The 13,212-nt window shown below is 65.9% G+C and carries 10 protein-coding genes; 4 read left to right on the top strand and 6 right to left on the bottom strand.

The features are described from left to right. Positions 1 to 518: citrate/2-methylcitrate synthase (locus tag QZ332_RS05995; protein ID WP_295763610.1), on the bottom strand; the 518-nt coding region annotated here is incomplete at its 3' end. A gap of 388 nt (positions 519 to 906) precedes the next feature. Between QZ332_RS05995 and QZ332_RS05990 the strand changes: the two genes are divergently transcribed. The 3 genes from QZ332_RS05990 to QZ332_RS05980 all read left to right on the top strand — a co-directional run bounded on the left by QZ332_RS05990 (position 907) and on the right by QZ332_RS05980 (position 4,959). Next, positions 907 to 2,073: an ABC transporter substrate-binding protein gene (locus QZ332_RS05990; protein WP_295763607.1), complete on the top strand. Its 1,167-nt coding sequence runs from the start codon at positions 907 to 909 to the stop codon at positions 2,071 to 2,073. A gap of 96 nt (positions 2,074 to 2,169) precedes the next feature. Beyond that, a complete protein-coding gene (locus QZ332_RS05985) occupies positions 2,170 to 3,879 on the top strand; it encodes an iron ABC transporter permease (protein ID WP_295763604.1) in 1,710 nt (569 codons plus the stop codon). 3 nt (positions 3,880 to 3,882) lie between these two features. After that, positions 3,883 to 4,959 carry an ABC transporter ATP-binding protein gene (locus QZ332_RS05980; RefSeq protein WP_295763601.1) on the top strand — a complete coding sequence of 359 codons (1,077 nt, stop codon included), beginning with the start codon at positions 3,883 to 3,885 and terminating at the stop codon, positions 4,957 to 4,959. 185 nt (positions 4,960 to 5,144) lie between these two features. Here the strand turns inward: QZ332_RS05980 and QZ332_RS05975 are convergent, their stop codons facing one another. Together QZ332_RS05975 and QZ332_RS05970 are read right to left on the bottom strand one after the other, a co-directional pair. Further along, on the bottom strand, positions 5,145 to 6,098 hold the full coding sequence (locus tag QZ332_RS05975; protein ID WP_295763599.1) for a nucleoside hydrolase: 954 nt from the start codon (positions 6,096 to 6,098) through the stop codon (positions 5,145 to 5,147). A 64-nt stretch (positions 6,099 to 6,162) separates the two neighbouring features. Next, a complete protein-coding gene (locus tag QZ332_RS05970) occupies positions 6,163 to 8,127 on the bottom strand; it encodes a methyl-accepting chemotaxis protein (RefSeq protein ID WP_295763596.1) in 1,965 nt (654 codons plus the stop codon). A 472-nt stretch (positions 8,128 to 8,599) separates the two neighbouring features. On the opposite strand from QZ332_RS05970, the gene QZ332_RS05965 reads away from it, so the two are divergent. Then, positions 8,600 to 10,273, top strand: a complete 1,674-nt coding sequence (locus QZ332_RS05965; protein ID WP_295763594.1) for a methyl-accepting chemotaxis protein — start codon at positions 8,600 to 8,602, stop codon at positions 10,271 to 10,273. Between the two features lie 188 nt (positions 10,274 to 10,461). Here the strand turns inward: QZ332_RS05965 and QZ332_RS05960 are convergent, their stop codons facing one another. From QZ332_RS05960 to QZ332_RS05950, 3 genes are read right to left on the bottom strand one after another with little or no spacing between them, the layout of a single operon-like run. Continuing rightward, positions 10,462 to 10,848 carry a response regulator gene (locus tag QZ332_RS05960; RefSeq protein ID WP_295763591.1) on the bottom strand — a complete coding sequence of 129 codons (387 nt, stop codon included), beginning with the start codon at positions 10,846 to 10,848 and terminating at the stop codon, positions 10,462 to 10,464. A gap of 16 nt (positions 10,849 to 10,864) precedes the next feature. Continuing rightward, on the bottom strand, positions 10,865 to 11,359 hold the full coding sequence (locus tag QZ332_RS05955) for a hypothetical protein (protein WP_295763588.1): 495 nt from the start codon (positions 11,357 to 11,359) through the stop codon (positions 10,865 to 10,867). Between the two features lie 31 nt (positions 11,360 to 11,390). Then, positions 11,391 to 13,109, bottom strand: a complete 1,719-nt coding sequence (locus QZ332_RS05950; RefSeq protein ID WP_295763586.1) for a DUF342 domain-containing protein — start codon at positions 13,107 to 13,109, stop codon at positions 11,391 to 11,393. Between the last annotated feature and the right edge of the window lie 103 nt (positions 13,110 to 13,212).

Raw genomic sequence — 13,212 nt, 5'->3', positions numbered from 1 at the left:
TCGTTCTCCAGCGTCATGTTCTCCGCCTCGCCGTCGTGGGAGTGGAGGGCCAGGATGCAGCTGGCCAGCTTGTTCATGATGTTCTTGTTGGGGGAACGGAGGATCATGTCCTCGGTGAAGTAGCTGGGGAGCTGGCTCCACCGGGCCATGAGGTACTGGAAGTCTTTCAGCTGGGAGGCCGTGGGCAGCTGGCCGAAGAGGAGCAGGTACACCGTCTCCTCGAAGCCGAACCGGTCTTCCTTGATGCAGCTTTGGATGAGGTCGTCGATGCTGATGCCCCGGTAGAAGAGCCGGCCCTTCCGGGGGATCTTCTCCCCGTCCGCGAGGTCATAGCCGTCGACGTCGCCGATGCTGGTGACGCCGGCGATGACGCCGGTGCCGTTGGGATAGCGCAGGCCCCGCATGACGTCGCGGTCGGTCCGGCTGGTGGAGGGGAAGATGTCGTTTTCCAGGATGAAGTCCTCGGACCCGCTGACGAAGGACAGCGAGGACTCGATCAGCTCCTGATGCAGGAGCATTTGACGAAGGTCGCGTTCGGTCTTATAAGGCATAGATGGATGCTCCTCTTAAAAACAAAGATCGCTGAGCGCCGCGCAGGACCGCGGGCCTCCTGAAAGCTCCGCCTATTATACTGTATCCGGCGGGGTTTTTCAATGACACAATTTACCGATCATCCCGCCTGCGGGGAGGGAAAAGCTGACTTTTTGAGCGGCGGAGGCGGGAGCGCCGTCCTTCGGAGGCGCTTCTTCGTCCGCCTCTCGTGGAAAAGCTGAAAAGGGAGGGGGGACGCAAAAGAATTTTTGGATATATTGACATTTTTAACCGATCGTATTACAATGATATCCGCATGGGGAAGGGGCCGTCCCATGGTCCCGCCCCGGCAAATTTCGATTGGAGGAGCAAATGATGAAGAAGAGATTTTTGTCCCTGCTGCTGGCTCTGACCATGGTCCTTGCCCTGGCGGCCTGCGGCGGCGGGAGCGACGCCCCCGCAGACAGCGGCAGCAGCACCGGCGGCAGCCAGGACAGCGGTGCCCAGGCCCCCGCCGACGCCCAGGAGCCCGCCTCCGGCATGGACGCCCTGATCGAGGCCGCCAAGGCCGAGGGCGAGCTGGTGGTCTACGGTTCCTGCGAGGAGGAGTACCTGGCCGCCGCCTGCGAGCATTTCCAGGAGCTCTACGGCATCAAGACCACCTATCAGCGCCTGTCCACCGGCGAGGTCCAGGCCAAGATCGAGGAGGAGAACGGCAATCCCTCCGCCGACGTCTGGTTCGGCGGCACCACCGACCCCTACAACGTGGTAGCCGCCGAGGGCCTGCTGGAGCCCTACGCCGCCATCAACGCCTCCCACATCACCAAGCCCGTGTACAAGCACGCCGACAACATGTGGCACGGCATCTACACCGGCATCCTGGGCTTCATGGTCAACAAGGACAGCCTGGCCGAGAAGGGCCTGGAGGCCCCCCAGGACTGGCCCGACCTGCTGAAGCCCGAGTACAAGGGCCTGATCTGGCTGTCCAACTACAACACCGCCGGCACCGCCAAGCTGGTCATCAACACCATGATCCAGAAATACGGCCATGACGACGGCATCCAGTACCTGGTGGACCTGGACAAGAACATCGAGGTCTACACCAAGTCCGGCTCCGGCCCGTCCAAGAACGTGGGCACCGGCGAGTGCGTCATCGGCATCGGCTTCCTGCACGACGGCATCACCCAGATCGTGGACAACGGCTATGAGAACATCGAGCTGGTGATCCCCTCCAGCGGCACCTCCTTCGAGGTGGGCGCCACCGCCATCTTCAAGGGCGCGGCCCATCCCAACGCCGCGAAGCTCTGGATCGAATACGCCCTGTCCCCCGAGTGCGTGGAGCAGGCCGACGATTTCGGCTCCTATCAGTTCCTGGTGATCGACAACGCCGAGCAGCCCTCTCAGGCCGCCGAGTTCGGCCTGGATCCCGACAACGTCATGAAGTATGACTTCGAGGACGCCAAGAACAACATCACCACTTATATCGAAGAGGTCATGACCGCGCTGGGCAGCGCCGCCGACGACCGCTTCCAGACCGAGTGATCCAAGACCCAACGACGAAGCGCGAAGAGGCGGGGGCTGGCGTGAGACCGCCAGCCCCCGCCTTCGATCTCCCCTGACATGAAAGGAGGCTCCTCCATGGCAAAGAGCCAAAGCGCGGCCCTGGACCGCAGGAAGCTGATGGCCGACCCCGTGATGGTGGGCACCATCGTGGTCCTGATCGCCTTCCTGACGCTGTTCATCCTCTATCCCCTGGCCATCCTGCTGGTCGACAGCTTCTACGGCGGGACCGGCTTCACCCTGGCGACCTTCCAGCGCATCCTGGCCATGCCCAACTTCATCAGAGCCATCGGGAACACCCTGAAGGTGGGCTTCCTGGTGGGCATCCTGTCCACCGTCGTGGGCCTGCTCTTCGCCTATGTGGAGGTCTATGTCCGGGTGGGGAAGGTGGTGGGCGGATTGTTCAAGGTCGTCTCCATGCTCCCGGTGGTCTCACCGCCCTTCGTGCTGTCCCTGTCCATGATCATGCTCTTCGGCAAGGCGGGCCTGGTCACCCGCTTCCTGCTGGGCATCTACGACAACAGCGTGTACGGCTTCTGGGGCATCGTCATCGTCCAGGCCCTGACCTTCTTCCCCGTGTGCTACATGATGCTCAAGGGCCTTTTGAAGAACATCGACCCCTCCCTGGAGGAGGCGGCCCGGGACATGGGCGCCAGCCGGTCCAAGGTCTTCCTGACCGTGACGCTGCCGCTGCTGCTGCCGGGCCTGGGCAACGCGTTCCTGGTGACCTTCATCGAGTCCATCGCCGATTTCGCCAACCCCATGATCATCGGCGGGTCCTACGACACCCTGGCCACCACGATCTACCTCCAGATCACCGGCGCATACGACAAGGAGGGCGCGGCGGCCATGGCGGTGGTGCTGCTGTGCATCACGCTTTTGATGTTCGCGGTGCAGAAGTATTACTTAGAGGCCAAGACCGCCGCCACCCTGACGGGCAAAGCCTCCCGGGGCCGGATGCTCATCGAGGACAAGAGCGTCACCGTCCCCCTGACGGTCCTGTGCGGCCTGGCCGCCTTCTTCGTCATCCTGATGTACCTCTGCGTCCCCATCGGGGCCCTGTTCCCCACCTGGGGCTATAAGTTCACCCCGCTGACCTTCAAGTGGTTCGGCCAGGTCTTCAGCAAGTACAAGGGCCTGAAGGCGTTCAAGGACTCCTTCCTGCTCTCCCTGGTGGCCGCGCCGGTCACGGCCCTGCTCAGCATGATCATCTCCTATCTGGTGGTCAAGCGGAAGTTCAAGGCCAAGGGCTTCATCGAGGCGGTGTCCATGCTGGCCATGGCCGTGCCGGGCACGGTGCTGGGCGTGGGCTACATCCGGGGCTTCTCCGGCGGCGTGTTCCACACCGGCTTCCTCCAGGGGATCTACGGCACGGGGCTGATCTTGGTGATCGTCTTCGTGGTCCGCTCCCTGCCCACCGGCACCCGGAGCGGCATCTCCGCCCTGCGGCAGATCGACAAGTCCATCGAGGAGTCCGCCTACGACATGGGCGCGGACAGCCTCAAGGTCTTCCTGACCGTGACGCTGCCCCTGATCAAGGACTCCTTCCTCAGCGGCCTCGTGACGGCCTTCGTCCGTTCCATCACCGCCATCTCCGCCATCATCCTGCTGGTGACGCCCAGCTTCCTGCTCATCACCGTGCAGATCAACGAGTTCGCGGAGAAGGGGGCCTACTCGATCGCCTGCGCCTTCGCGACGATCCTGATCGTGATCACCTATGGCTCCGTGCTGCTGATGGACCTGTTCATCAAGTACTTCGGGACCAGCAAGAAAATCAAGGAGGAGTAAGCCATGGCAAAGATGAAAAAGGGGGTCCGGCTGGACCGCATCTCCAAGATCTACCAAGATCCCAAGACCGGCAAGGACTTCTACGCGGTGAAGGACACCTCCCTGACCATCGAGCCCGGCTCCTTCGTGACCCTGCTGGGCCCCTCCGGCTGCGGCAAGACCACCACCCTGCGGATGATCGCCGGCTTCGAGAGCCCCGACGAGGGCGAGATCTACCTGGGGGACGAGGCCATCAACGCCCTGACCCCCAACAAGCGGGACACGGCCATGGTCTTCCAGAGCTACGCCCTGCTGCCCCATTACAACGTCTTCGACAACGTGGCCTACGGCCTGAAGCTCCGCAAGGTCCCCGCCGCCGAGATCCGGGAGCGGGTCATGCACATCCTGGACCTGGTGGAGCTCAGCGGCATGGAGGCCCGGATGACGAACCAGCTCTCCGGCGGCCAGCAGCAGCGGGTGGCCCTGGCCCGGGCCTTGGTCATCGAGCCCAGCGTCCTGCTCTTCGACGAGCCTTTGAGCAACCTGGACGCCAAGCTCCGGGTCTCCATGCGCACGGAGATCCGCCGCATCCAGCAGGAGGTGGGCATCACCGCCATCTACGTCACCCACGATCAGAGCGAGGCCATGGCCCTCTCCGATGAGATCATCGTCATGAACAAGGGCGTCGTGGCGCAGATGGGCACGCCCCAGGAGATCTACTATCACCCGGTGGACGAGTTCGTGGCGGACTTCATCGGCGAGGCCAATTTCCTCAAGGGCACGCTGGATAAGATGGACGGCGGCCATGCCGTCCTGAGGGTGGGGGGCCATCCCGCCCGCGTCCCCGCCAAGGAGGGGATGCAGGCGGGGAAGGAGTACACCGTGGTCCTCCGGCCCGAGTCCGCCGTCCTGAAGGACGAGGGCGGCCTGCCCTGCAGGGTCGTCCTGTCCTGCTTCATGGGCTCCTACCAGAACTACCACGTGACGGTGGGGGATGCCCTGGTGAAGCTGACGGACTATAACCCCAAGAACAAGCGGATCTATCAGGTCGGAGAGGACTGCTCCCTGGTCTTCGACCCGGAGTCGGTCCATATCCTGTGACCGGAGGACGGGGGGACGGATAACGATGAGGACAGCGGCATGGAGAAGGCTCCATGCCGCTGTCCTGACCTCTCAAGGCCGTTCCGCCTGCGCAAGGGCTCATCCAGAGGGCTCCGCACGATGGGGCGCCGTCCCGGCCCCGGCGGCGGGACGGTCTCGCCTCCCGCCGCCGGAGCGGAGGCCCCTCATGCCTGCGGCCGCGTCCCGCCGTAACGGCGGAGCCCGTCCTCGATGATGTCCCAGAAGCGGGGGACGTCGATGTCCACCGCCACGTCCGCCGTGGCGGGCAGGCCCAGGTAGCCGAAATAGTCGCAGTTCGTCCGGCCGTACGAGTCCCCATGGCTCAGATCGATCTGCACGTTCATGGGCTTCGTGACGACCAGCGACGGGTCCAGCAGGGAGGCGATGGTCACGGGATCGTGCAGGGGCCCTCCCTCCCAGCCAAAGACCTCCGCCTGCGTTTTGCAGAAGTGCCCCATCAAAGCGGTGAAGAGCCGGGAGGCGTCGTTCCCCACCTTCGCCATCCGCTCCACGGTCTGCGGATAGCAGAGGACCTTCCGCGTCACGTCCAGCCCGATCATGGTGACGGGCCTCCCGGCGGTGAAGCACACATGGGCGGCCTCCGGGTCGGCGAGGATGTTGAACTCCGCCGCCGGGGTCACGTTCCCGTTGGTATAGGACCCGCCCATCAGGACGATCCGCCGGATCTTCGGCCCGATCGCCGGCTCCAGCCGCAGGGCCATGGCCAAGTCCGTCATGGGCCCGGAGGTGACCACGGTGATGTCCCCGTCGGAGGCCAGCAGGGTCCGGATGAGGAACGCTGCCGCGTGCTCCCGCTCCGGCGCCTTATGGAGCGGCGGGAAGACCGGGCCGTCCAGGCCGGTGCTGCCATGGATGTCCCCTGCCGTGACCGGCTCCCGGACCAGGGGGCGGCTGCAGCCCGCGTAGACCGGGACGCTCTCCCGGCCCAGCCACTGCAGCACATGGCAGGCGTTGCGGACGGTGTTCTCCAGGGTCTGGTTCCCGGCCGCTACGGTGACGCCCAGGAGCTCCAGCTCCGGACTGCCCGCCGCCAGCAGCAGGGCGACGGCGTCGTCGTGCCCGGGGTCACAGTCGTAGATGATCTTCTGCTTTGCCATGATGGCTCCTCCTCCCTAAAAACAGCGTCCGGCACGTCCCCGTGCCGGACGCTGTGATGTCCGGTCAATCCCTGGCCAGGGTGAAGCGGTCCACCAGCTGCTTGAGGCTGGCGGCCTCGGCGGAGAGCTCCTCGCTGGCGGCGGCGCTCTGCTGGGCGGTGGCGCTGTTGGTCTGCACCACGGAGGAGATCTGGTCGATGCCCTCGGTGACCTGGGCGATGGAGGTGGTCTGTTCGTCCACGGCCTCCACTACGATCCCCATCTTCTCGGTCACGCCCCCGGCGCTGACACTGGTCTTCTCCAGGGCCTCGGTGACCTTGCTGACCACCTGTCCGCCCTCGGTGACGGCGGCGATGGAGCCCTCGATCAGCTCCTTGGTGGCCTTGGCGGCCTCGTCGGACTTGGTGGCCAGGTTCCGGACCTCATCGGCGACCACGGCGAAGCCCTTGCCGGCGGAGCCCGCCCGCGCGGCCTCCACGGCGGCGTTCAGGGCCAGGATGTTGGTCTGGAAGGCGATGTTCTCGATGGTGGCGATGATCTTGCTGATCTCCTCGGAGGAGCTGGAGATCTTCTCCATGGCGGCGTTGAGATCTTTGACGTGCTCCACGCTGACGCCCAGGTGGGCGCCGGCCTGGCCCACCAGCTGGCCGGCCTCCTCCGCGGCGGCGGAGGTCTTCTTGGCGTTGGAGGCGATGTCGTTGATGGTGGCCGCCAGCTGCTCCACGGAGCTGGCCTGCATCATGGAGCCCTGGCTCAGGGTCTGGGCGCCGGTGGAGACCTGGGCGCTGGCGGAGGACACCTGCCCGGCGGAAGCCTCGATGTTGCGTATGGTGTTGCTCATCTCCACCTTCAGCGTGCGCATGGACTGCAGGATGGTGTGGAACCCGCCCACGTAGGCGTCCCGGTGGGAGGAGCGGATGTCGAAATTCGCGTTGGACATCTCGTTGAGCAGATAGGCGATGTCGTTGATGATGGTGTTCAGGCCGGACACCATCTCCGCCGTGGAGCGGGTCAGCTCCGCCGTCTCGTCCTGGCCCTGGGCCTTGGGGACGGGGGAGTCCAGGTCGCCCTCCACCAGCAGCTTCATCCGCTCGGCGCAGGCGCGCATGGGCACGCTGATGTTGCTGGACAGCTTCAGCGCGACCGCGATGGAGGCCAGGATGGAGACGACGATCACGATGACGTTGATCGCGATGCCGAAGTATGTATCCGACAGGTAGTTCGCCTTCGGCGAGGCGACGGCCACGCTCCAGCCGTCGGTCCCGTTCACGGGGGCGTAGGCCAGGAACCGGGGGCCGTCCTCGGCGCGGATGGAACCGAAGCCGTTCTCGCCCCGGCGCATGGCCGCGTGGATCTCGGCACGGCTCCTCAGGGAGGGGTCGGTCTGGGCCTGGAGCTCGATGTTCTGGGTGGTGATGGTGTCCAGGGTGATGTCGGCGATGGTGTCCCCGGACTTGTTGATCATATAGGACCGGCAGTCCTTGCCGATCTTGATGGAGGAGACGATGTCGTTCAGGAAGGTCTCCGGCGGCACGAAGTAGACCACGCCGGCGATCATGCCCCGTCCGGAGTAGAGGGGGGCGGCCACCATGATGGACAGTTCCCCAGTGACCTTGCTGATCAGGGGCTCAGAGACGCTGACGTTGCCCTTCAGGGCCTGTTTCACGTATTCCCGGTCGGAATAGTCGTTCCCGTCGAAGATGCTGACGCCTTCCGTGTTGATGATGTTGCCCCGCTGGAAGCCGTGGAGGCTGACCCGCTCGTCGATGATGGCCCGCTTCTCCTCCAGCGACGTGAAGGAATTGGACAGCTGGGCGATCCGCCCGGTGTCCATGGCCACGTTCTTATAGGCGGTCAATTCCTCCTCGATGCGCTCGGCCGCCAGCACGGCGGTCTCGCTCATCAGCTGCTCCACGGTAGCGACGGTGTTCCGGTAGCTCAGGGTGATGCTGGAGATCCCCACTGCAGCCAGCGCGATCAGGACCGTGGCCATCAGGCATATCGTGATCTTCTTGCGGATACTGTTCATCTCTCTTCACCTCAATGATGTTCTATGACCGGGCGGCGCCTGCCGCCCAGCCGGATCGCCTATATTATATGGAAAGGGGAGGGCCTTTGTCAATGGGTCTCCTTCATTTTTGGCGCGGCCGCCGTGTGTTTCGCGGGCGCTCCCGTGAGATCCGGACGGGGCCGCGGGGAGGCCCGCCCGTCCCTCCGCTCCCGCCCTCTCCCGGGGGCCCGTCCGTCCCTCCCCTCCTGCCTCCTCCAGGGGGGCCCGCGCGCCTCCGGGGGGGTCCCGGCGGGCGCGGCACGGGTCCTGCCGCGGACGGCGTACGGGGCCCCCTCCGTCCCCGCCCGGGGACGGCAGGATGAGAGGAAAAACGTGCCAATCCGAAAAAAGTCCTTCCAATAGATGGGCGGATGTGCTATAATAGATAAAATGGGTCGAGGAACGCCCATGGCCCATTATTTTGTGATCGAGTGAGGGGCAGTGATAGACTATGAAAAAGAGAGGGCCGTCTAAGGGCGGGAAACAAAAGCAGATCAGCCAGGACCTCGGCAGGGTGGTCGCCGTCATGCTGGCGCTGTCGATCGTCTTGGTGATGACGCTGAGCGTGGTCATGTTCCGCTCCCTGGTGACAGGGATGCTGCACGACCGCTGCGTCAGCGGCACGGACATGCTGGCCTACGAGCTCAGCCATGCCGAGGGCCGGGAGGACATCAACGGGATGCTGGACGAACTGAAGAGCCGCATGGATTGTGAGTTCACCATCTTCGAGGGCGATACGCGGGCCTATACCACCGTGATCCAGGACGGGAAGCGGGTGGTAGGCACCAGGCTGTCCTCCAACATCGCTGCCGTCGTGCTCCAGCAGGGGAAGTCCTTCGTGGGCGAGGCGGAGATCCTGGATGAGAAGTACCTGTGCTCCTACGTCCCCACGACGGGGGCCAACGGACAGGTGGACGGCCTGCTCTTCGCGGGGATCTCCAAGGCCTCGGCGGACCGGCAGACGGCCCTGGTCATCGCGCTTTCCGCCGCGGTGAGCGTGGCGGCCATCGTGATCTGCGTGGTGCTCATGGTGCTCTATCTGAAAAAGCGGGTCTCCGTGCCCCTGGCCGAGATCACCGGCGTCGCGAGGCGCCTGGAGCGGGGGGACCTGGGCCTGTCCCGGGACGAGGACATCCGGGTGAGCGTCCGTTCCAACGACGAGATCGGAGAGCTGGGCCAGATCTTCGAGGGCACCATCCGCCGGATGCGGGACTATATCGGCGAGATCTCCAAGATCCTGGGGGCCATCGCCAACGGCGATCTGACCAACTGCGTCCAGCAGGAGTACGTAGGGGACTTCGTGTCCATCAAGCAGTCCCTGGAGGGCATCGAGGCCAAGCTGGCCGGCACGATCGGCCGGATGCGGGAGAGCGCGGACCAGGTGTCCGCCAACGCCGGGCACGTGTCCAGCAGCGCCCAGGCCCTGGCCCAGGGGGCCACCGAGCAGGCCAGCTCCGTGCAGGAGCTGGCGGCCACCATCGGCGAGATCGCCCAGGATGCCAAGCGGACCGCCCGGGCGGCGGAAGAGGTCAGCGAGTCTGTCGACCAGGCCGGCGCGCAGCTGGGCGTCAGCGTGGAATACGTCACGCACTTGAACGAGGCCATGGAGCAGATCTCCAACACCTCGGAGGAGATCGAGAAGATCATCAGCACCATCGAGGACATCGCGTTCCAGACCAACATCCTGGCGCTGAACGCCGCCGTGGAGGCCGCGCGGGCGGGCTCCGCCGGCAAGGGCTTCGCCGTGGTCGCCGATGAAGTGCGCAACCTGGCCTCCAAGTCCGACGAGGCCGCCAAGGCCACCAAGGAGCTGATCGAGGACTCCATCGCCGCCGTCAGGGACGGCAGCGGCGTGGTGGCCCGGGTCACGGAGTCCCTGGAGAAGACCAGCCAGATCGCCGGGGGCGTCACCAGCAGGATGTCCGTCGTGGTGGAGGCCGTGGAGAAGCAGACGATCGCCATCAGCCAGATCACCGAGGGCGTGGATCAGATCTCCGCCGTGGTCCAGACCAACTCCGCCACCAGCGAGGAGAGCGCCGCCGCCAGCGAGGAGCTGTCCTCTCAGGCGGGCTTGCTGGATGGGCTGGTGAGCTCCTTCCGTTTGAAGGAGCGGCCGCGCTGGTAAGCGCAGATCGATGCTTGCCGGACCGCCGAACGAGAGAGGCCGGGGGAGCGATCCCCCGGCCTTTTGCCGTCTGCCCCCGGAGGAGGGCCGCCGGCGCCCCCGCCCCATGAGGAGGGCCCCGCCCGGTCCGGACAAGCCTGAGCTTGTCCGGACCGGGCGGGGCCCGTTTCCAGCAGATCTCGAGGGGCTCACGATCCGGCGTCCCGGTCCCCGATCTCCAGGACCCGGCCCAGCAGCTCCAGCAGCTGGTCGCGGTCGAAGGGCTTGTCGATGAAGCCCTTCGCGCCGATGGACTGGGCCTCCTCGAAGGTGTCTTCATAGGCCAGGGAGGAGACCATGACGATCCGGGCCTCCGGGTGGTCCTCCAGGATGGCCTGCGCGGTCTCCAGACCGTCCATGCCGGGCATGATGATGTCCATCGTCACCACGTCCGGCAGGACCTTCCCGTACTGCTCCACGGCCTCCTCTCCGCTGCGGCAGTATGCCGCGATCTCATAGGGCGTGTCGGCCAGCATGTTCTCCATCTGCAGCTTGACCATGCGGGAATCGTCCACGACCATGATGCGCTTCCTCATCGTTCTTTCTCCTTTCCTAGGCTGAGATCGTATCCGGAGCGGCGTCCCCCCGATCCAGGCAGGGCACGTGATGGATGAGCTGTGCGCTCCGGCCCCGCTCATCGGAATAGTCGAGGGCGAACTGCCGCCGCTGGCCCTCCGGCTCGTAGCCGCCCCAGTAGAAGGCGGGCACGCTGAAGCGTGCGGGCTTCTTGGTGGTCTTGAAAAAGATCGCGGCGATCTTCCCGCACAGCACGTTGAAATATTCTTTCGCGAAATCCTCCAGGTCCTGGGGGGCGACCTTGTCCATTTCGAGGGCGCTCCGCGCCAGGTCGGTGAGCATGGACCTGTCCGCGCGCAGGGACAGGCTGGAGCGGAACTCCTTCCGGAACGCGATGTGTACGGTGCAAAGATCCGCCCCGGGCGGTCCTCCGCCCCGGGAGAGCCGGACCCCGGCGATCTTCGCCGTGACCTCCCGGACGGCGGCGTCCAGCAGGTCCTCCAGCTCCTTTTGCGGCAAAGCGGTGTTCACGCGATCGCCTCCTCCCGCTGCGCGGGCAGCCTCAGATCAGGCGGATCTCCCCGTCCGCCAGCGATGCCGAACAGGGGGAGAGCCTGCGGTCGAACGTATAGACGGTCCCGTCGATGGTCAGGACGGTCCCGGGATAGACGGTGTCGCACTGCATCCGGCGGGGGCCTGCCTCCGGCTCTCCCTCGGGCTCCGGCGGCTCCTCGTCGCGGTGCAGCTCGGCCAGCTTCTTCTGGGCCACAATCAGCTTCACCCGCAGCTTGCTCAGGCGGCTGAGCTTCATGGGGCTGTCGGGCTGGCGCTCGACCTGCTGGATCTCGTCCCCCAGCTCCCGGGCCTCCCGGATCAGGAGGTCGTAGTCCAGGTCCCCGCAGGGCTCCCCGCCCAGGATGATGTCCGTGCGGCCCTCCATGCGGGACCCGATGGTCCCGGCGGTGACCTCCCGGGCGGCCCGTATGGTGCCGCCGATGATGGTCATCCGACCGGAGCGCACCTCCACCACGCCGTCGCAGTAGACGCTGCAGTTGATCACGCAGTCGGTGTGCAGCGTCTTCTTGACGTAGACGGTGCAGTTCTCCAGATATTTGGCGAAGATGTCCCGCTGGGCCCGGATGACGGCCTGGCCGTCCCCCTGGACGCCCCGGGCCACCACCAGGTCGCCGCCTGCCTCCACAGAGCAGGCCTCCACCACGCCGTCCACGGTGATGCTGCCCATGGACCGGACGGTGAAGCCGGCGCAGATGTCCCCCCGGATGTGGACGTCGCCGACGAAATTGATGTTCCCGGTGGAGAAGTCCACGTCTCCCGGGATCTCCAGCACGGGCTTGACCTGGAAGCTCCGCCCGCTGAACTCCACCTGTCCGGAGATGGAGGCCAGCAGGGCGTCCCCCTCCTCGGAGACATGGGTGTTCCGCCCCTTGGGGACGGAGGCGGGGCGGCCGTCCCTGGCCGGGATCTCCTGATCCCGGACGGTGCGGCCGGGGACGCCCTCGGCAGGGGGGAGGATGCGGCAGATGACGCTGTCCTTCTCCACGTTGCTGAACAGCGTCATCGAAGTGTAGTCGGCCCGGTTGTCCTCGCCCACGGCGAAGCTCCGCTCCACCGTGCGGGGGAACAGGTCCATCACCTTCCCGTCGGCACCGTGCTCCGGCGCGTCCCCCCGGGCGGCGGGGAAGAGGCGGAAGTACCGGTCCGGCTTCTGCGGGAGCGCGTCCAGCAGGGCGTCGTCCACGCCGTAGCTCACCTGCTCCTGCTCCAGGGCCTGGGTCAGGTCCTCCCGTCCCAGCTCCCTGCCCCCGCCCACCGGGGGATAGACCAGCACCCAGGCGGCGAGCCCGCTCCTGGGGACGAAGACCGCCGCCTGCGCGTCCAGATCGGGGAGGGAGGGCCCTCCCTCCTCCTGCCGCTCGGGCTGGGCCAGCTCGAGACGGCGCTTCGCCGTGGAGCTGACGAACGTCTGGAGCTGGGCCAGCTCCGCTTCCACATCGTCCTGGGACATGTCCTCCCGCGCCTCGAGACAGAGCCGGGGCGGGGACAGCTCCGGCCGCTCCCGGCTGTATAGGCTCCACAAGCGCTCCAGCGGGTGCTCCGGCGGGAGCTGGAGCTCGGGCCGGGGCCTGTCGGGCTCCGGCGGCTCCGGAGCGGGCGCGGGGACGGCCTCCTCCGGTGCCGGGGCCGCCGCCTCCGGCGCGGGGGCCGCCGGGGCTTTCGCCCTGCCGAATAACCTGGACAGCATCGAATCGATGGACGCCATGCCGTCACCTCCTGTTCAGCGGCCGGTCCTCGTCCTGGCCGCATGGTCGATCTGGACTCATTATACGCCCTGCGGCGGTCCTTGGCAACCCTTTTTGTGGAAA

Origin of the sequence: uncultured Oscillibacter sp., from assembly GCF_910584465.1 — a bacterium.
Classification (GTDB): domain Bacteria; phylum Bacillota; class Clostridia; order Oscillospirales; family Oscillospiraceae; genus Oscillibacter.
Note: the sequence above shows the minus strand (reverse complement) of the source record. Positions and strands in the feature narration are given on the sequence as shown.